Annotated in this window: 17 protein-coding genes; 13 read left to right on the top strand and 4 right to left on the bottom strand. The window is 63.3% G+C overall.

Annotated elements, in window-relative coordinates; translation table 11 throughout:
- The first annotated feature begins 13 nt into the window (after nucleotides 1-13).
- The 4 genes from coaA (at nucleotide 14) to HTY61_RS15800 (ending at nucleotide 3,218) form a co-directional block, all read left to right on the top strand.
- The gene (coaA, locus tag HTY61_RS15815) at nucleotides 14-1,021 is read left to right on the top strand and encodes a type I pantothenate kinase (protein WP_175277702.1); all 1,008 of its coding nucleotides are present in this window, start codon (nucleotides 14-16) and stop codon (nucleotides 1,019-1,021) included.
- A 79-nt stretch (nucleotides 1,022-1,100) separates the two neighbouring features.
- A complete protein-coding gene (locus tag HTY61_RS15810) occupies nucleotides 1,101-2,111 on the top strand; it encodes a glycosyltransferase family 2 protein (RefSeq protein ID WP_175277701.1) in 1,011 nt (336 codons plus the stop codon).
- Complete coding sequence (locus HTY61_RS15805) at nucleotides 2,108-2,800, top strand: class I SAM-dependent methyltransferase (protein WP_246272830.1); 693 nt, start codon at nucleotides 2,108-2,110, stop codon at nucleotides 2,798-2,800. Before HTY61_RS15810 ends, HTY61_RS15805 begins: the two co-directional genes overlap by 4 nt.
- Nucleotide 2,801: 1 nt before the next feature.
- Nucleotides 2,802-3,218: a GtrA family protein gene (locus tag HTY61_RS15800; protein ID WP_175277700.1), complete on the top strand. Its 417-nt coding sequence runs from the start codon at nucleotides 2,802-2,804 to the stop codon at nucleotides 3,216-3,218.
- Nucleotides 3,219-3,247: 29 nt separating this feature from the next.
- Here the strand turns inward: HTY61_RS15800 and HTY61_RS15795 are convergent, their stop codons facing one another.
- From HTY61_RS15795 to HTY61_RS15780, 4 genes are all read right to left on the bottom strand, one after another.
- Entirely contained in the window at nucleotides 3,248-3,862 is a 615-nt protein-coding gene (locus HTY61_RS15795) for an alpha-ketoglutarate-dependent dioxygenase AlkB family protein (protein ID WP_175277699.1), read from the bottom strand.
- 57 nt (nucleotides 3,863-3,919) lie between these two features.
- Nucleotides 3,920-4,429, bottom strand: coding sequence for a peptidoglycan-binding protein LysM (gene lysM, locus HTY61_RS15790; protein ID WP_175277698.1), 510 nt, complete (start codon nucleotides 4,427-4,429; stop codon nucleotides 3,920-3,922).
- 152 nt (nucleotides 4,430-4,581) lie between these two features.
- Nucleotides 4,582-4,965 carry an alternative ribosome rescue aminoacyl-tRNA hydrolase ArfB gene (gene arfB, locus HTY61_RS15785; protein ID WP_428978294.1) on the bottom strand — a complete coding sequence of 128 codons (384 nt, stop codon included), beginning with the start codon at nucleotides 4,963-4,965 and terminating at the stop codon, nucleotides 4,582-4,584.
- 195 nt (nucleotides 4,966-5,160) lie between these two features.
- Nucleotides 5,161-6,771 (bottom strand): phosphoenolpyruvate carboxykinase, encoded by a 1,611-nt coding sequence (locus HTY61_RS15780; protein ID WP_175277696.1) that lies wholly within the window; start codon nucleotides 6,769-6,771, stop codon nucleotides 5,161-5,163.
- Between the two features lie 373 nt (nucleotides 6,772-7,144).
- On the opposite strand from HTY61_RS15780, the gene HTY61_RS15775 reads away from it, so the two are divergent.
- From HTY61_RS15775 to HTY61_RS15735, 9 genes are all read left to right on the top strand, one after another.
- Nucleotides 7,145-7,849 carry a response regulator transcription factor gene (locus tag HTY61_RS15775; protein ID WP_175277695.1) on the top strand — a complete coding sequence of 235 codons (705 nt, stop codon included), beginning with the start codon at nucleotides 7,145-7,147 and terminating at the stop codon, nucleotides 7,847-7,849.
- Nucleotides 7,850-7,914: 65 nt separating this feature from the next.
- Entirely contained in the window at nucleotides 7,915-9,699 is a 1,785-nt protein-coding gene (locus HTY61_RS15770) for a sensor histidine kinase (protein ID WP_246272829.1), read from the top strand.
- On the top strand, nucleotides 9,696-10,169 hold the full coding sequence (locus HTY61_RS15765) for an HPr kinase/phosphorylase (protein ID WP_175277693.1): 474 nt from the start codon (nucleotides 9,696-9,698) through the stop codon (nucleotides 10,167-10,169). Before HTY61_RS15770 ends, HTY61_RS15765 begins: the two co-directional genes overlap by 4 nt.
- A 127-nt stretch (nucleotides 10,170-10,296) precedes the next feature.
- Nucleotides 10,297-10,698 (top strand): PTS sugar transporter subunit IIA, encoded by a 402-nt coding sequence (locus HTY61_RS15760; protein WP_175277692.1) that lies wholly within the window; start codon nucleotides 10,297-10,299, stop codon nucleotides 10,696-10,698.
- A 1-nt stretch (nucleotide 10,699) separates the two neighbouring features.
- Complete coding sequence (locus HTY61_RS15755) at nucleotides 10,700-10,993, top strand: HPr family phosphocarrier protein (RefSeq protein WP_175277691.1); 294 nt, start codon at nucleotides 10,700-10,702, stop codon at nucleotides 10,991-10,993.
- 110 nt (nucleotides 10,994-11,103) lie between these two features.
- Nucleotides 11,104-12,504: an adenosylhomocysteinase gene (gene ahcY / locus HTY61_RS15750; RefSeq protein WP_175277690.1), complete on the top strand. Its 1,401-nt coding sequence runs from the start codon at nucleotides 11,104-11,106 to the stop codon at nucleotides 12,502-12,504.
- A gap of 212 nt (nucleotides 12,505-12,716) precedes the next feature.
- On the top strand, nucleotides 12,717-15,221 hold the full coding sequence (locus HTY61_RS15745) for a sensor histidine kinase (RefSeq protein ID WP_175277689.1): 2,505 nt from the start codon (nucleotides 12,717-12,719) through the stop codon (nucleotides 15,219-15,221).
- A gap of 17 nt (nucleotides 15,222-15,238) precedes the next feature.
- Nucleotides 15,239-16,750, top strand: coding sequence for a tRNA (adenosine(37)-N6)-threonylcarbamoyltransferase complex ATPase subunit type 1 TsaE (gene tsaE / locus HTY61_RS15740; RefSeq protein ID WP_343045196.1), 1,512 nt, complete (start codon nucleotides 15,239-15,241; stop codon nucleotides 16,748-16,750).
- Nucleotides 16,751-17,491: a nucleotidyltransferase family protein gene (locus HTY61_RS15735; protein ID WP_246272828.1), complete on the top strand. Its 741-nt coding sequence runs from the start codon at nucleotides 16,751-16,753 to the stop codon at nucleotides 17,489-17,491.
- Nucleotides 17,492-17,521 lie beyond the last annotated feature (30 nt).

Below are 17,521 nucleotides of genomic sequence, written 5' to 3'. Positions count from 1 at the left end.
CCCGGGCGTTTCGATGGATCAGTCAGTCAAGCGTAGCGACGGCCTTGCCGCGCATCCCGACGCCTTCGATCAGCTGTCCGGCAGTGAACTTTCACCCTATCGTCGCTATTCGGCCGCCAAGTGGGCGGAATTCCGCGCCGATACGCCGCTGACCCTGACCGAGGACGAGGTCGAGCGCCTGCGCTCGCTTGATGATCCGGTGGACCTGAACGAGGTCCGGCGCATCTACCTGTCCCTGTCGCGCCTGCTTTCCGCTCATGTCGAGGCCTCGCAGAGCCTTTTCAGGCAGCGCAAGCGCTTTCTCAATATCGACGGTGCGACCAAGACGCCCTTCATCATCGGCATCGCCGGCTCGGTCGCTGTCGGCAAGTCGACGACCGCGCGCATCCTGAAGGAGCTGCTGGCGCGCTGGCCGTCCAGCCCGAAGGTCGATCTCGTGACGACCGACGGCTTTCTGCTGCCCAACGCGGTCCTGCGCGAACAGGGCCTGATGGAGCGCAAGGGCTTTCCGGAGAGCTATGACGTGGGGGCGGTCCTGCGCTTCCTGTCGCAGATCAAGGCCGGCGAGCACTCGGTGCGCGCGCCGCTCTACTCGCACCTGACCTACGATGTCCTGCCCGGCGAATACGTCACCATCGACCGGCCGGACATCCTGATTTTCGAGGGCATCAATGTGCTGCAGGTGCGCGACCTGCCCGAGGACGGCAAGATGGTGCCCTTCGTTTCGGACTATTTCGATTTCTCGATCTATATCGACGCCGACGAGGAACTGATCCACGACTGGTATGTCACGCGCTTCATGCGCCTGCGCGATACGGCTTTCCGCGATCCGAGAAGCTTCTTCCACCGTTACTCGGATCTTTCGGAGGACGCGGCAAGGTCCGTGGCCGAGGGGCTTTGGACCAACATCAACCTGAAGAACCTGAAGGAAAATATCCAGCCGACGCGCCCGCGTGCCGATCTCATCCTCAAGAAGGGCTCGAACCACCTGGTCGAGGAAGTGTTGCTGAGGAAGCTGTAGGCTCCGCCGGCGCCCATTAAGCCTTTTTTATCCCGGCACTCCTAGGTTGCGGGGATCAGGTTCCGGCAGCGGTGAGACCATGACCGACTCCAAGAAACCAGAGGCGGCACCAATACGGTACAGTCTGGTCATACCGATTTATAACGAGACAGCTGTGCTGCCGATTCTGCTCCAGCGGATTGGCGCGTTGCTGGACGGACTCGACGGTCCGGCCGAGGTGATCTTTGTCGATGACGGGAGTCGTGACGCGGGCGCCGTTTATCTGGCGGAGATGGCGAAGCAGGATTCCCGGCTCAAACTGATCCGTTTCTCGCGCAATTTCGGTCACCAGATCGCCATCACGGCTGGCATGGATGCTGCCGCGGGTGAAGCGGTCATCGTCATGGATGCCGATCTGCAGGACCCGCCGGAAGTTGTGTTTGAACTGGTTTCGAAATGGAAGGAAGGCTACGACATCGTCTATGCCCGCCGGGTCCGGCGGGAGGGCGAGACCGTCTTCAAGAAGGCGACGGCCGCTTTCTACTACCGTTTGCTTTCGCGCATGACCGATGTCTCGATACCGCGCGACGTCGGGGATTTCCGGCTGGTCAGCCGCAAGGCGCTTGACGCGTTCCGCATGATGCCGGAGCGTGACCGGTTTGTGCGCGGCATGTTCGGCTGGCTGGGCTTCTCGCAGACCGAGGTGACCTACACGCGTCCTCCGCGCGCCGCCGGGGAAACGAAATATCCGTTCTGGAAGATGCTGCGCCTCGCGGTTCACGGCATCGTCAGCTTTTCGGAAAAACCATTGCGTTTCGCGCTTTGGACGGGCCTTGCGGTATCCGGCATATCGGCCCTGACCGGCCTCTATGCAGTTTTGGGCTGGATGTTCAGCGACGAGGTGGTAACCGGCTGGACGTCGACCGTGGTCATCGTTTCGTTCCTGTCGGGCATGAACCTTCTCATGACCGGCGTGGTCGGTCTCTATGTCGGCGGCATTCATGCAGAAGTTAAACGCCGGCCCCTCTATATCGTCGACGAATACATCGGTTTCGAGGATGCGCGCATTGCCGGGAACGTACCCGCGTCGCTTGACCGGAGGTTTGCGTGACCCGGACTTTCGACACTTACAAGGACAATTACCGGGAGGTCGTCCAGTCTTCGATCGATTTCTCGGGTCTCGAGCATGACTTCTTCATGCGTGCCAAGGCGCGAATCCTCTTCGAGGCGATCGAAACGCGTCCCGGTCTGGCCGCAGTCGATGCGCTGGCTTATCTTGATGTGGGCTGCGGCGTTGGCTCCTTCCACCCCTATGTGGCCGGCCGTTTCGCCCAAGTTTCCGGCTGTGATGTTTCTGGCGAATCAATTGAAAAGGCGAAGGCGGCAAATCCGGAGGTCGCGTATCAGGCCTATGATGGCGGTCGGCTGCCCTACGGGGATCGGCAATTCGATGTTCTCACGGCAATCTGCGTCGTGCATCACGTACCCCCCTCCGACTGGCCCGATTTTTTTTCCGAGTTGCGGCGCGTTCTGAAGCCCGGCGGCATAGCCTGTATCATCGAGCACAATCCGTTCAATCCACTGACGCGCCTGGCGGTTGCACGCTGTCCGTTCGACGAGGACGCGGTGCTTCTGTCGCCTCGGCGTACGCGCGGCCTCCTGGCCGGTGCGGGGTTTTCTGCGCTTTCGACACGGCAGTTCCTGTTCCTGCCGTGGGAAAACCGGGTCGCCGTGGCGGTCGAAAGGGCGCTCGCCCGCGTACCCCTGGGCGCGCAATATGTGGCGATTGGTGAAGCCTGACATGTCCCGGTCTTGGAAATCGTCCCGGATCGCGCGGTTCGGAATTGTCGGCATTGCGGCCACGATGCTCTACATGGTCTTGGCGCTAGCTTTTGAGGCCTCGTTTCCGCGCTGGCCCGCTGCCGCGGGCGCCGTCGGCGCCTATGCCATCGCTGGCCTGTTCTCCTATTTCGCGCACAAGCTGTTCACGTTCGGGTCCGAGTGCGACCATGCCCAAGAGGCGCCCAGATTCATCGTCGTCACCCTTGGCGGCTATGCTTTGGCGGCGCTTCTGCCTTTGGTCCTGCACGATATCATGAAGCTTCCGCTACTTCTTCCCGTTCTCCTGACGGCAACGCTTGTGCCGATCGTCAATTTCATCGCCCTTCGCTGGTTCGTATTCCGGACATCCGTTGTGTGCGAGGTTCGGTCGCCGTGACCACCTGCCGGCGTGGAAAGCAGCGCAGGCTACGGCCTCGTCACCCGGCGCAGCGTCAGATTGATCCGCCCGCCATGCTTCAGCAGCGTCGAGGTTGCCGGATAGATTCGGTCGACGCCGTGGAAGCATAGCCGACCCTCCCCGCCCAGCACCAGCACGTCGCCGCTGGCAAGCCTGAACGAGACGGTTCGTCCGGATCGTTTTGTCTCACCGATGCGGAACAGGCATTCGTCGCCGAGCGAAACCGACAGCACGGGCGCGTCCAGATCTTCCTCGTCGCGGTCCTGGTGCAGTCCCATCTTCGCCTTGTCATCGTAGAAGTTGACCAGGCATGCCTCCGGCGGATGCGGGTAGCCGGAATGGTCCGCCCAGATGTCGAGCAGAGCCTGGGGTATTGGTGGCCACGGCTTTCCGGTGCCCGGATGGGTTTCCTGGTAGCGATAGCCGTGCTCCCTGTCCGTCACCCAGCCGAGCGTTCCGCAATTTGTCATGCGCACGCTCATCGGTTTGCCGGTGCGCGGCATTGTCGGCGTGTAGAGGGGAGACTGCTTGACGATGTCGCGGATCTCCTCGATCAGCGCGCGCTGCGCGTCCGGGGAAAGGCAGCCGGGTATGTGGCGAACACCCTTGGGGAGAACCAGCATGGACGGGAATGTAGCGTGCCGGCAGCCGGTTTCCCACCCGCCGCCGGCGATCCTTTGTCAGGCCGCGTCGAGGTCGGGAATGCGCAGCACCTGGCCCGGATAGATCTTGTCCGGATGCGTCAGCATCGGCCGGTTGGCCTCGAATATCGCGTTGTACTTGGAGCCGTTTCCATAGGCCTTGTCGGCGATCGCCCAGAGCGTATCGCCCTTTTCGACCGTGTGGAATTTCGGTTCCTTCGCCGGCGTCGCTGCCGCGATGAGCGCGTTCATGTCGGCGGCGGCGTCGAGTTTCATTCCGCTGCCGGGCACGACGACCTTCAGTTCCGAGGCCTCGACCTTGGAAATGCCGAGCGTGTTGCCGACAGCGACGACGGCCTTCTCGAAGATGGACTGGTCTTCCACCGCGCCCTTGATGACCGCCGTGTCGCCCTTGATCTCGATCTGCACGGCATCCGTGCCGAGTCCGTAGGAATCGAGCTCCTTCTTCAGTTCTTTCGCGTTCGTCTCGTCATCATCGCCGAAGCCGAGCTTCTTGCCGGCCGATTTCACAAAGTCGAAAAATCCCATCGCAGCGTCCTTCCGGGTAGGGTTGAAGTGATGCCGCGCCGGGCGGCCAGTAATGTAAGGTAGTGTCGCCGCGCGGGGTGCGCTAGGGCCCGTACCCATTTATATGGACAATTCGATGTGCTTCCTTCGGCGACCGATCTGCCGACCCGGTCCTAGTCGTCCGTGTCCACATTGCCGCGCATCTTCTTGATCCGTGACCGTCCGGCCTTCGCCTTCAGCCGTCTTTCGACCGCTCCGCGCGAGGGCCTGGTCTTCCGTCGCGGCGGCGGTGGCGGCTCCAGCGCCTTCAGCACCAGTTGTTTCAGTCGTTCCCGCGCGTCCTCCCGGTTGCGTTCCTGCGCCCTGAAGCGGTTCGCCTGGATCAGGATGGAGCCGTCCTTGGCGGCCCTCTTGCCTGCGACCTGCATGAGCCGTTTGAGCTGGTGGTCCGAAAAGACGCCCGCGGAACCCGGATGGAAGCGCAACTGGACCGCCGACGATGTCTTGTTGACATTCTGGCCGCCCGGTCCGGACGACAGCACGAACTCCTCCGTCATCGACCAGCCGGGCAATGTCAGCCCGTGCCGGATCGGCAGGTCGGCAGTGCTCATCGGGGCATTTCCTCGGGCGTGGTGCTGGTCATCATGGCGACCGGACGATACGCTGTGCGAAACCTCGAAAAAAGGGCCGCCGGCACGAAAAACGGCGCCTGCCTCGGGGCAAGCGCCGCATGACGGTCCCGTGAACGGGTGCTATTCGGCGGCCTGGAGATAGCGCGGTGCGGCGTTCATCACGTCGGCATCGACATGCGCCGCAAATTTCTCGAAATTGGTCGTGAACATCCCGGCGAGCTTTTCGGCCTGGCGGTCGTAGGCTTCCGGATCGGCCCAGGTCGAGCGCGGATCGAGGATCGCGGAATCGACGCCGTTGACCGCCACCGGCACCGCGAAACCGAAATTCGGGTCCGTGCGGAACTCGGCGGAGTTGAGCTCGCCCGAAAGGGCTGCCTTGAGCAGCGTGCGCGTCGCCTTGATCGGCATGCGGTTGCCGACGCCGTATGCCCCGCCGGTCCAGCCGGTATTGACCAGCCAGCAGTCGACGCCGTGCTCGGCGATCAGGTCGCGCAGCAGGTTTCCGTATTCCGACGGGTGGCGCGGCATGAACGGTGCGCCGAAGCACGTGGAGAATGTCGCCTCGGGTTCCGTGACGCCCTTCTCCGTACCGGCGACCTTGGCCGTGTAGCCGGACAGGAAGTGATACATGGCTTGGGCCGGTGTCAGCTTGGCGATCGGCGGCATTACGCCGAAGGCATCGGCCGTCAGCATGATGATGTTCTTCGGCTGTCCGCCCGTGCCCGTGGCGCTGGCATTCGGGATGAAGTGCAGCGGGTACGCGCAGCGGGTGTTTTCCGTCAGCGAGGCGTCGTGGAAGTCCGGCATCTTGTTGTCGTCGAGGACGACGTTTTCCAGCACCGTGCCGAAGCGTTCCGTCGTCGCGTAGATTTCCGGTTCCGCCTCGCGTGAAAGGCGGATCGTCTTGGCGTAGCAGCCGCCTTCGAAGTTGAACACGCCGTTCTCGCTCCAGCCGTGTTCGTCGTCGCCGATCAGTGTGCGGCTCGGATCGGCCGAAAGTGTCGTCTTGCCGGTGCCCGACAGGCCGAAGAACACGGCCACGTCGCCGTCAGGGCCTTCATTGGCCGAGCAATGCATCGGCATCACGCCCTTGGTGGGCAGGATGTAGTTCAGCGCGGTGAACACCGACTTCTTGATCTCGCCGGCATAGGACGTGCCGCCGATCAACACGATCATCCGCGTCAGGTCGACCGCGATCACCGTGCCGCTGCGGCAGCCGTGCCGCTCCGGGTCGGCCTCGAAGGACGGCAGGTCGATGATCGTCATTTCCGGCACGAAGGACGCAAGCTCCTCGCGTTCCGGGCGGATCAGGAGGTTGCGTATGAACAGCGAGTGCCACGCGTTTTCCGTGACGACACGGACTTTCAGCTGATGGTCCTTGTCGGCGCCGGCATGAAGGTCCTGAACGAACAGTTCCATGCCCTGGGCCTGGGACATGAAGTCCTCGTAGAGCCGCTCGAAGTGCTCGGGCATGATTGCCTTGTTGTTGTCCCACCAGATGTGCTCGTCGACGACGCCGTCCTTGACGATGAACTTGTCCTTGGCGGAACGCCCGGTGTGCACGCCGGTCTTGGCGACGAGCGCGCCATGCGCGCTCAGCTGGGCCTCGCGCCGGTCGATGGCTTCCTCGTAGAGTTCGGCCTCGGTGAGGTTGTAGTAAACGGCAGCCGGAGTCCGAAATCCCTGTTTCTCCAATCCGTGCGCTGCGTTGTACAATCCGTTGGTCTTCATTGTCCTCACCGATGGTCTGCGTGTGTTGCTTTGCGGGGCGGGTCATCCGCTCCGGAAGTTTAACCTGTTTAAAACAACGTTTAAACAGATTAGAGGCTGAAACAGAAATTGCTTGCCGTTTCAAATGATTAATCGATTTAAGCTTTCAAAAAACGATTAAATCGGTTCAACCGGATCGGGGAGTGCGCATGATGCGGCCGCTATTGCGGCGCGCCCTGTCCCGCCTTTGTGCAATCCGGGAAAGACATGGAAATCGGGCCTTCATGACACCAGATGAGTTCTGTGCCACATTTTGCGCCAAGTTTCGGCGTCAACGGCTCGGGTTGGTAGGACGAGCAAGGGACAAGACGCCATGGCTGGGGAGAATTTCAGCATGCAGACCATTGCGCTGGTCGATGACGACCGGAACATTCTGACATCGGTCTCGATCGCCCTGGAGGCGGAGGGGTACCGGGTCGAGACCTTCACCGATGGCGCATCGGCACTGGAAGGTCTTGTCGCCCGGCCGCCCAACCTGGCCATACTCGACATCAAGATGCCCCGCATGGACGGCATGGAACTCCTTCGTCGCCTGCGCCAGAAATCGGACCTTCCCGTGATCTTCCTGACGTCCAAGGACGACGAGATCGACGAGCTTTTCGGTCTCAAGATGGGTGCGGACGATTTCATCACCAAGCCGTTCTCGCAGCGGCTGCTCGTCGAGCGGGTAAAGGCGGTGCTCCGCCGCACCGCTGCGCGGGAGGTCATGGTCAAGGGAGATGGTGGCGGTCAGGCGCAGACCATCGTGCGAGGCAATCTCGTGCTCGACCAGGAGCGCCACACCTGTACCTGGAAGGACCAGCCGGTCACCCTGACGGTCACCGAGTTTCTCATCCTCCATGCGCTGGCCCAGCGTCCGGGGGTGGTGAAAAGCCGTGATTCTCTCATGGATGCGGCATATGATGATCAGGTCTATGTCGACGATCGCACGATCGACAGCCACATCAAGCGTCTGCGCAAGAAGTTCAAGGCCGTCGACGAAAGCTTCGACATGATCGAGACTTTGTATGGCGTCGGCTATCGGTTCCGGGAAACCTGACCGTTCGACGGAAAGCTGCTGGCGCGGCGGAAATAAGGAACGCGATGACGGCGGAAACGGAGCACATGGCTTACCGGACCGCGGCGGGCGGGGCGAATGCCGCGCGCGCGCGGACGGGCGCCGCCGGCCCGGTTGCGCCGAAGCAGGGGCTGTTGAAGCCGCTGCGGCGCCTGTTCGGCGGTTTCATCTTTTCCTCCCTGACGCACCGGATCCTGTTTCTGAACCTCGCCGCGCTCGGCGTGCTGATGTCGGGGATCCTCTACATCAACCAGTTCCGCGAGGGGTTGATCGACGCCCGCGTGGAAAGCCTGATGACACAGGGCGAAATCATTGCCGGCGCCATCGCCGCGTCGGCCAATGTCGAGACCAATTCCATCCTGATCGATCCCGACAAGCTGCTCGAACTGCAGGCGGGCGAGTCGATTGTTCCCAATCCGGATCGCTTCGACAATCTCGATTTCCCGATCAATCCGGAACGTGTCGCGCCTGTCCTGAGGCGGCTGATATCGCCCACCCGCACGCGAGCCCGCATCTATGACCGCGATGCCAATCTCCTCCTGGATTCGAAGGCCCTCTATTCGGGCGGTCAGGTGCTCCGCTACGATCTGCCTCCGGTCGGGGAGACCGAGACGGGAATACTCGACCGCATAGACAAGTTCATATCCTGGGTATTCCGCCGTCGCGACCTGACCGTCTATACCGAGCAGCCGGGCGGCAGCGGCACGGCCTATTCGGAGGTCATGAGCGCATTGGCCGGTGGCCGCTCGCAGGTCGTCCGTGTCAGCAGCCAGGGCGAGATGATCGTTTCCGTTGCCGTGCCGATCCAGCGCTACCGTGCCGTGCTTGGCGTGCTCCAGCTGTCCACGCAGGGCGGGGATATCGACAAGATCGTCCGTGCCGAGCGCTTCGCCATGATGCGGGTGTTCGCCGTCGCCGTGCTGGTCAATATCATCCTGTCGGTGGCGCTCGCTGGAACCATCGCCAATCCGCTGCGCCGCCTCGCGGCCGCCGCGGTGCGCGTGCGCCGGTCGATCAAGCATCGCGAGGAGATTCCGGACTACTCCAACCGACAGGACGAGATCGGAAACCTGTCCGTGGCGCTCCGCGACATGACCAATTCCCTCTATGCGCGCATTGATGCCATCGAGAGCTTCGCCGCTGACGTCAGCCATGAGCTGAAGAACCCGCTCACTTCCCTGCGCAGCGCCGTCGAGACGTTGCCGCTGGCAAGGAACGACGACATGCGCAAGCGCCTGACCGACGTCATCCAGCACGACGTCAAGCGGCTCGACCGGCTGATTACCGACATTTCCGACGCCTCGCGGCTCGATGCGGAGCTTGTCCGCGAGGATGCGTCCCGCGTCGACATGGTGAAGCTGCTGCGGGAGCTGACCGGTATCCTCGGCCAGAGTCCCGCCCGCGGCCGCGATGTCGAGCTGACGCTCCACGTCGCTCCGCCGCCTGCCAATGCGAGGGGATACTTCGTCACCGGGCACGAGACCCGCATCGGCCAGGTCGTCACCAATCTCGTGCAGAATGCCTTTTCCTTCGTGCCCGCCGGGAACGGACGGATCGACATCCGCCTGTCGATGACACCGTCGAGCGTGGTGGTCATGGTCGAGGACAACGGCCCCGGTATCCGGGACGACAATTTCGAGAAGATATTCCAGCGCTTCTACACCGACCGTCCCGGTCCCGACCAGTTCGGTCGCAATTCCGGTCTCGGTCTTTCGATCTCGCGCCAGATCGTCGAGGCCCACGGCGGCACGCTGACTGCCGAGAACATCCCGGGCGGTCCGGATGGTGGTCCGGCCGGCGCCCGTTTCACGGTCCGGTTGCCGCGCGAATGACCGGCGGCGGCACCCTCGAGCACGGCACCGTCGTCGAGATTGACGGGCGCGGCGTGCTCGTTCGCGGCCCGTCCGGCTCGGGCAAGACGGCCCTGGCCGTCGAACTGCTGTCACGCAGCCGCGCCTGCGGGATTCCGTCTGCGCTCGTGGCCGATGATTACGCCTTCCTGTCGCGTGACGGCGAAAGCGAAGCCGTCATCGCCGAGGTTCCCGACCGGATAGCCGGTCTGATCGAGTTGCGCGGATGCGGCGTGGTCCCGGTCGGCCCGGCCCGCCATGTTCCCCGCACGAGGCTGGTCCTGTCGGTGGCGCTGGTTCCCCCGGAAGAGGCGGAACGGGTGGCCGATCCCTCCCGCCGCGCCGTCATTTGCGGTGCGGAATTGCCGGAATTGGCCCTCCCGGCTGGCGCGGCCGTATCCGCGGCTTTTGCGGTGTTCGGCTGGCTTGGTCTGTCGGAGCGGATAATCTAGGCCGTTTTCGCCCTGAAAAGTCTTGTCAGTCGCCGATTTTGCTGATCATGATGCGGGCCGCCTGAGAGCGGCGTGCCCGGTCGGCAAGGGTACGTAACAAGCGGCGCAGGACGGGAGAATAGACGGGATGATTGGTGTCGTGCTGGTAACGCACGGAAACCTGGCCGATGAATTCAGGGACGCGGTCGAGCACGTTGTCGGATCCCAGGTGCAGTTCGCGACCGTCTGTATCGGCGCGGATGATGACATGGAGCAGCGTCGGCGCGACATCCTCGCCCGTGTTTCCGATGTCGACAGCGGGGACGGGGTCATCATCGTGACCGACATGTTCGGCGGAACGCCGTCCAACCTGTCGATCTCCGTCATGAAGCCTGGACATGTCGAGGTTCTGGCCGGCATGAACCTGCCCATGCTCATCAAGCTTGCACGGCTGCGTGAGGATCGGCTGATGGACGACGTGCTGTCGCAGGCCTGCGAGGCCGGACGCAAGTACATAAACGTGGCAAGCCAGATACTGGCGGGAAAGTGACTTGACCGTGTCCTCCGGAACCGTGTCGCTGACCCGCAGTTTCGTCATCGAGAACAAGCGCGGGCTTCATGCCCGGGCTTCGTCGAAGTTCGTCAAGCTTGTCGACGGTTTCCGTTCGACCGTCACCGTCTCGAAGGATGGTCTGTCGGTGCACGGGACATCGATCATGGGGCTCATGCTGCTGGCCGCCGGACCGGGCTGCGAGATCGAGGTCACGGCCGATGGTCCCGACGCCGAGGAGGCGCTCGATGCCGTTGCGGCGCTTGTCGCCGACAAGTTCGGCGAAGGCGAGTGAGGGCCGCCGCTCTCGTCGGGGTCGGATCAGCATATAAAGATTTCCTTATGTAGTGATTGTCAGTGTGGGTCCTCTCTGCTACGGAGCCCGCAAACGAACGGAGTTTTCCCATGTCCAATTCGAACGACTACGTGATCGCCGACATCGCGCTGGCCGATTTCGGCCGCAAGGAGATAGAAATTGCCGAAACCGAGATGCCGGGCCTGATGGCCTGCCGCGAGGAGTTCGGCGAATCCCGGCCGCTCGCGGGCGCGCGCATTTCCGGCTCGCTGCACATGACGATCCAGACCGCGGTGCTGATCGAGACCCTCAAGGCGCTTGGCGCCGAGGTCCGCTGGGCATCCTGCAACATCTTTTCCACCCAGGACCATGCCGCCGCGGCCATCGCGGCGACCGGCACGCCGGTCTTTGCGGTGAAGGGCGAGACGCTCGAGGAATACTGGTCCTACACCGACCGGATCTTCCAGTGGCCCGATGGCGGCCTGTCCAACATGATCCTGGACGACGGCGGCGACGCAACGATGTACATCCTCCTTGGCGCCCGCGCCGAGGAAGGCGAGGACGTCCTTTCCAATCCCGGATCGGAGGAAGAGGAGGTCCTCTTCGCCCAGATCCGCAAGCGCATGGAGGCCAGCCCGGGCTGGTTCGTGAAGCAGCGGCATGCCATCCGTGGTGTGACCGAGGAAACCACGACCGGCGTCAACCGCCTCTACCAGCTGCAGAAGAAGGGATTGCTGCCTTTCCCGGCGATCAACGTCAATGACAGCGTTACCAAGTCGAAATTCGACAACAAGTACGGCTGCAAGGAGTCGCTGGTAGACGGTATCCGCCGCGCCACCGACGTTATGATGGCCGGCAAGGTGGCGGTCGTCTGCGGCTATGGCGATGTCGGCAAGGGTTCGGCCCAGTCGTTGCGGGGCGCCGGTGCCCGCGTCAAGGTCACCGAGATCGATCCGATCTGTGCCCTGCAGGCAGCGATGGACGGATTCGAGGTCGTCCGGCTGGAGGACGTCGTCTCAACCGCCGACATCTTCATCACCACGACGGGCAACAAGGACGTCATTCGCCTCGAGCACATGCGCGAGATGAAGGACATGGCCATCGTCGGCAATATCGGCCACTTCGACAACGAGATCCAGGTATCCGCGCTGCGCAATCTGAAGTGGACCAACATCAAGCCGCAGGTCGACATGATCGAGTTCCCGAACGGCAATCGCATGATTCTGCTTTCGGAAGGCCGCCTGCTCAATCTCGGCAATGCCACCGGTCATCCGAGCTTTGTCATGAGCGCGTCGTTTACCAACCAGGTGCTGGGCCAGATCGAGCTCTTTTCCAAGGGCGACGAGTACGGCCACGAGGTCTATGTCCTGCCGAAGCATCTCGACGAGAAGGTCGCCCGCCTTCATCTGGACAAGCTTGGCGCCCGCCTGACCGAGCTTTCCGAGGAACAGGCTGCCTATATCGGCGTCACGCCGGAAGGTCCCTTCAAGCCGGACCACTACCGGTATTGATCGGATTACGTTGCGGCACAACATGTGGTGGCCGGGGGATGCGAGGCATTCTCCGGCTTCTTTTTTCCCCTCCCGGCGCTTCACGCGGAATCCGCCTGCGGTTATCTTGAGGTGATTCGCGAAAGCGCTCGGCGGCGCCGATTTCGCGAAATGATTGCGTGAAATCCACATGAAAGTGGCGGTTTGGCGTACCTGCGGCGAGGGGACGAAACATGCCGGATTCGGAGAGGGTAGTCGGTCTGGGGGAACGCAGTGGGCGCGTCGGGTGTCTGGCTGCACTCTGGTCGTCGGTCGCGTTGCTCGGGAGTGTCGCGCCGGCTCGGGCGCAGGGACTTGGCAGCGTCTTCGAACAGTTGCTCGGCCAGCCTCTGGGAACACCCGAGGTGGTTCAGTTTGCCCTGTTCGCCGGCGCGATGACGGCCGCCCTCGCCTCGGCGCTCTGGCTCATTCGCGAGCGCGGGCGCATCGCCCGCCAGAACGAGACGCTTCGCGCCCGTGTGGTGACGCTCAATGCCCGCATCGGCAAGCTCGAGGCGCTGGCGACCACCGAGGGCCAGCGCGCCATAATCTGGGAGAACCGCAACCAGAAGCCGGTCATCGTCGGCAAGCTCGATGAACAGACAGGTGCGCCCGAGGGGCATGCCGATTTCCTGGCCTTCGGTCGTTGGCTGGAGCCGCGTTCGGCCGCGCGTGTCGATCATCTGGTCGCGGAGTTGCGCGACGAGGCCCGACCTTTCAGCGATACGATCGAGACCCGCCACGGGGTCCCGCTCGAGATCGTCGGCCGCACCAATGGCTCGAGCGCCGTGGTCCGTTTCGCCAACCTGTCTGGCGAGCGCGCCAGCCACGCCCGCCTGGCGTTGGAGCACAATCGCGTCGTCGAGACCCTAGAGACGCTGCAGGAACTTCTCAACACGCTCGAAGCACCGGTCTGGCTGCGCGGCTCTGACGGAATGCTGGCCTGGGTCAATCGCGCCTATTGCGAGGCGACCGGTCATGCGGGTTCCGCGGAAGCCGTTCAGGAGGGCACTGAACTCTTTGGCAGCCAAGCGTTGCACAACATGGCGGTCGGCCGCCAGAACAACGGCAGCTACAAGGCGTCCGTTTCCACCGTCGTCAACGGCGACCGGTTGGTCTTCGATGTTGCCGAGGCGGAAGGACCGTTCGGCTCTGCCGGCCTCGCGATCGACAAGACCGAATACGACGCGATGCGCACCGAACTGAACAAGACCATCTCCAGCCACGAGGAAACGCTCGACAAGCTGACGACGGCCGTCGCGATGTTCGACGAGAACGCCAAGCTGCGCTTCTACAATCAGGCGTTCCAGAAAATGTGGGGGCTTGACCAGGCCTTTCTCGAGTCCGGCCCGGACAATGCGATCTTTCTGGACCGTCTTCGTGCCGAGGGCAAGCTGGCCGAGCAGCCCGAATGGCGCCGCTGGAAGGACGAGATCCTATCTGCCTACCGCGCGGTCGAATCGCAGGAAGACTGGTGGCACCTGCCCGATGGCCAGACAATTCGCGTTGTCGCCAATCCGCATCCCAAGGGCGGCCTGACCTGGGTGTTCGAGAACCTGACGGAGCGCATCGATCTCGAGAGCCGCTACAACACCCTGATGCGCGTTCAGGGTGAGACGCTCGATCACCTGGCCGAGGGTGTCGCCGTGTTCGGTGCTGATGGTCGCCTGCAGTTGTCGAACCCGGCATTTCTCCGCTTCTGGGGGCTGGAGGAGCCGGCGGATGGCAAGGAGATGCACATTTCGGAGATTGCGCAGGCGTGTGAGACCCGCATTGGCGATTCGGAGCCCTGGTCCTATTTTGCCGGCGCCGTGACCGGTTTCGCAGACGACCGCGACAACGAAGCCGGCCGTTGCGCCATTGGCGATACCATCCTGTCCTGGATGATCGCGCCGCTGCCCAATGGCCAGACCATGATCACCTTTGTCGATGTCACGGCGTCGGATCAGGTCGAGCGCGCGTTGCGTGATCGCAACGAGGCTCTGGAGCGGACGGCGCATCTGCGCTCGCGCTTCATCCAGCACGTTTCCTACGAGCTGCGCACGCCGCTGACCAACATTTCCGGCTTCACCGCCTTGCTGCAGGATTCCGCGACGGGGCCGCTCAATCCGAAACAGAAGGACTATGTCGATCACATCGCCTCGTCCTCCGACGCCCTGATGCTGATCGTTGACGACATCCTCGATCTCGCGACCATCGACGCCGGCATCATGGAACTCGATTTTTCCGAGGTCGAGCTGGAACCGGTCATGCGCGAGGTCGCTGCCGGCCTCGGTCCCCGCTTTTCCGAGCACGGCATCGATCTCGTCGTGCGTGTCGCCCCGGACGCCGGCTCGATCTATGCCGATGCGGCACGGCTTCGCCAGGTCATGTTCAACGTGCTGGCCAACGCGGCCGATTTCGCGCCGGAAGGTTCCACGGTCTCCTTCACCTGCGAGCGCGAGCAGGACGGCGTCGTTTTCAAGGTGCGTGACCGCGGCCCGGGCATCCCGCCGGAAGCGATGGAGGAGATTTTCAATCCCTTCGAGACCGGCAAGCCCGGCCGCCGCCGTGGCGCCGGCCTCGGTCTTTCGCTGGTGAAGAGCTTCGTTTCCCTGCACGACGGCGAGGTTTCGATCGATTCGTCGCCCGAGCGCGGCACCGAGGTGTTTCTTCGCTTTCCGCAGGTCCCGCCCGGCGTGCGGGTTGCCGCCGAATAGGGTGCATGGCCAAAGCCGTGAAACGAGTCCTATCCTCCGAACAGGCCTTGGCTCGCTTTGCCTGCGACATGGTGATGGCGTTGAGGCCCGGCGACTGCCTCCTGCTGCAAGGCGATCTCGGGGCAGGCAAGTCGACCTTCGCACGCGCGGCGATCCGCGCGCTCGCCGGCGACCGCGAAGGCCGGATGGAAGTCCCCAGTCCCACCTTCACCCTTGTGCAGACCTACGATCTGCCGCTGCCGGTTGCCCATTTCGATCTCTATCGCATAGCCGACCCGGCGGAAGTCGACGAGCTTGGCCTTGGCGAGATGCTGGAAACCGGCGTGGCGCTGGTCGAGTGGCCGGAACGCGCCGCAGGCAACCTGCCGGATGGCGCAGTCCGGCTTTCGATTTCGGAGGTGGCAGGCGATCCCGATGCGCGCGAGATCGCGATCGATGCCCCGGTTGAGTTTGCCGCTCGTCTTGATCGCAGCCTCGCCGCACGGGCCTTCCTCGATACGGCCGGGTGGGGCGACGCGCAGCGGCAGTTCCTGCTCGGTGATGCGTCGACCCGGGCCTATGAAACCGTCTGGCGTGGCTCCGAAATCGCGATCCTGATGAACGCGCCGCGTCGTCCCGACGGCCCGCCGGTGCGCGACGGCATGCCCTATTCGCGGATCGCCCATCTCGCAGAGGACGTGCTGCCCTTTGTCGCGATTGATCAGGTATTGCGCGACAAGGGGTTTCGCGCGCCGGAGATATTCGCCTTCGATCTCGATGCCGGCTTTGTCCTCCTGGAGCATCTCGGAAATGGGAGCGTGCTGGATACCGCCCGCAACCCGGTTGTCGAACGCTACGAGGCCGCCGTCGATTGCCTTGCTGCCATGCACGGCGCCGACTGGCCGCGTCTAGTCGACGTTGCCGGCCGGACGCACCAGGTGCCGGAATTCGACCTTCCGGCCTTCCTGATCGAGGTGGAGCTTCTGACCGACTGGTACCTGCCGCGCGTGGCCGGCCATGCCCTGCCGGAACCGGAGTTGGATACGTATCGCGGGATCTGGACGCGGCTGTTCGATATCGTCGATGCCGGTGAGAAGACCCTGCTTCTGCGCGATTTCCACTCCCCCAATGTCATCTGGGACGATTCGGCCGATGGTACCGACCGTGTCGGCTTGATCGATTTCCAGGATGCGATGATCGGTTCTCCCGCCTATGACGTCGCTTCCCTGGTGCAGGATGCCCGGGCAGATGTTCCTCCGGACCTGCAGCATCGGCTGCTTGACCGGTACTGCGCCGCGCGCCGCACCGCCGGCGATTTCGACGAGGACGCATTTCGTCTCGCATTCGCCGTGTTCGCCGCCCAGCGGGCCACCAAGATTCTCGGCATATTCGTTCGCCTGGACGAGCGCGACGGCAAGCCCGGCTATCTCGTTCACATTCCGCGCCTGCAGGCATATCTGCGCGAGAGCCTGCGCCATCCGGCGCTTGCCGAACTCGCCGCATGGTACGGCAGGCACGGCATTCTCGACGCGAAACCGGAGCGGCGCTAGGTGGTCGGACGCATAAGCACCGCGATGGTCCTGGCGGCCGGACTCGGCACCCGGCTGCGTCCGATCACCGACACGATCCCGAAGCCGCTGGTCGAGGTCGGCGGCCGGACGATGCTCGACCGCAGCCTTGATCTCGCGGTCGCGGCCGGTGTGGAGCGGGCCGTGGTCAATGTCCACTACCTCGCCGACAGGATCGTTGCCCATTGCCGCGGGCGCGAAAGGCCGGAAATCGTCATCAGCGACGAGACGGACTGCCTGCTAGAGACCGGCGGAGGCGTGGTCAGGGCTTTGCCGCTCCTGGGCGGCGAGCCCTTCCTCCTGCTGAATGCCGATACCTTCTGGGTCGAGATGGGCAGGTCGAACCTTGCCGCCATGATCGAGGCGTTCGATCCGGCGCGTATGGACATCATGCTGATGCTTTGCCGGCTGTCGGACACCACCGGGCATGTTGGCGGCGGCGATTTCCTGGTGGACGAAACGGGCCGCCTCATGAGGGCGGCCGACAGGTCGGATCCCGATGCCCTCCTCTATGCCGGCGCCTCTATCTATAACCCGGCCATCTTCGAGGGCGCAGCCGCCGAACCGCATTCCCTCAATCTTTACTATGATCGCGCGCAGGAGGCCGGCCGGCTGTTCGGCCACGTCATGGAGGACGGTCACTGGTTCACCGTCGGTACGCCGGAAGCCCTGCCGGCGGCCGAGGCGAGGCTGAGGGAGCTCGGGGGCGCATCCGGCAATTGACCGGCACAATCCGTCAGGGGAAACTGCGGT

Source organism: Oricola thermophila, assembly GCF_013358405.1.
GTDB classification, from domain to species: Bacteria; Pseudomonadota; Alphaproteobacteria; order Rhizobiales; family Rhizobiaceae; genus Oricola; species Oricola thermophila.
This window is presented reverse-complemented; position numbering and strand designations above follow the sequence as displayed.

Coding starts and splice junctions, on each gene's coding strand:
- HTY61_RS15810 (WP_175277701.1), top strand. CDS start 1,101: ATGACCGACTCCAAGAAACCAGAGGCGGCACCAATACGGTACAGTCTG.
- HTY61_RS15745 (WP_175277689.1), top strand. CDS start 12,717: ATGCCGGATTCGGAGAGGGTAGTCGGTCTGGGGGAACGCAGTGGGCGC.
- HTY61_RS15760 (WP_175277692.1), top strand. CDS start 10,297: ATGATTGGTGTCGTGCTGGTAACGCACGGAAACCTGGCCGATGAATTC.
- lysM (WP_175277698.1), bottom strand. CDS start 4,429: ATGGGATTTTTCGACTTTGTGAAATCGGCCGGCAAGAAGCTCGGCTTC.
- arfB (WP_428978294.1), bottom strand. CDS start 4,965: ATGACGGAGGAGTTCGTGCTGTCGTCCGGACCGGGCGGCCAGAATGTC.
- HTY61_RS15780 (WP_175277696.1), bottom strand. CDS start 6,771: ATGAAGACCAACGGATTGTACAACGCAGCGCACGGATTGGAGAAACAG.
- coaA (WP_175277702.1), top strand. CDS start 14: ATGGATCAGTCAGTCAAGCGTAGCGACGGCCTTGCCGCGCATCCCGAC.
- HTY61_RS15765 (WP_175277693.1), top strand. CDS start 9,696: ATGACCGGCGGCGGCACCCTCGAGCACGGCACCGTCGTCGAGATTGAC.
- HTY61_RS15775 (WP_175277695.1), top strand. CDS start 7,145: ATGCAGACCATTGCGCTGGTCGATGACGACCGGAACATTCTGACATCG.
- ahcY (WP_175277690.1), top strand. CDS start 11,104: ATGTCCAATTCGAACGACTACGTGATCGCCGACATCGCGCTGGCCGAT.
- HTY61_RS15770 (WP_246272829.1), top strand. CDS start 7,915: ATGGCTTACCGGACCGCGGCGGGCGGGGCGAATGCCGCGCGCGCGCGG.
- HTY61_RS15800 (WP_175277700.1), top strand. CDS start 2,802: ATGTCCCGGTCTTGGAAATCGTCCCGGATCGCGCGGTTCGGAATTGTC.
- HTY61_RS15795 (WP_175277699.1), bottom strand. CDS start 3,862: ATGCTGGTTCTCCCCAAGGGTGTTCGCCACATACCCGGCTGCCTTTCC.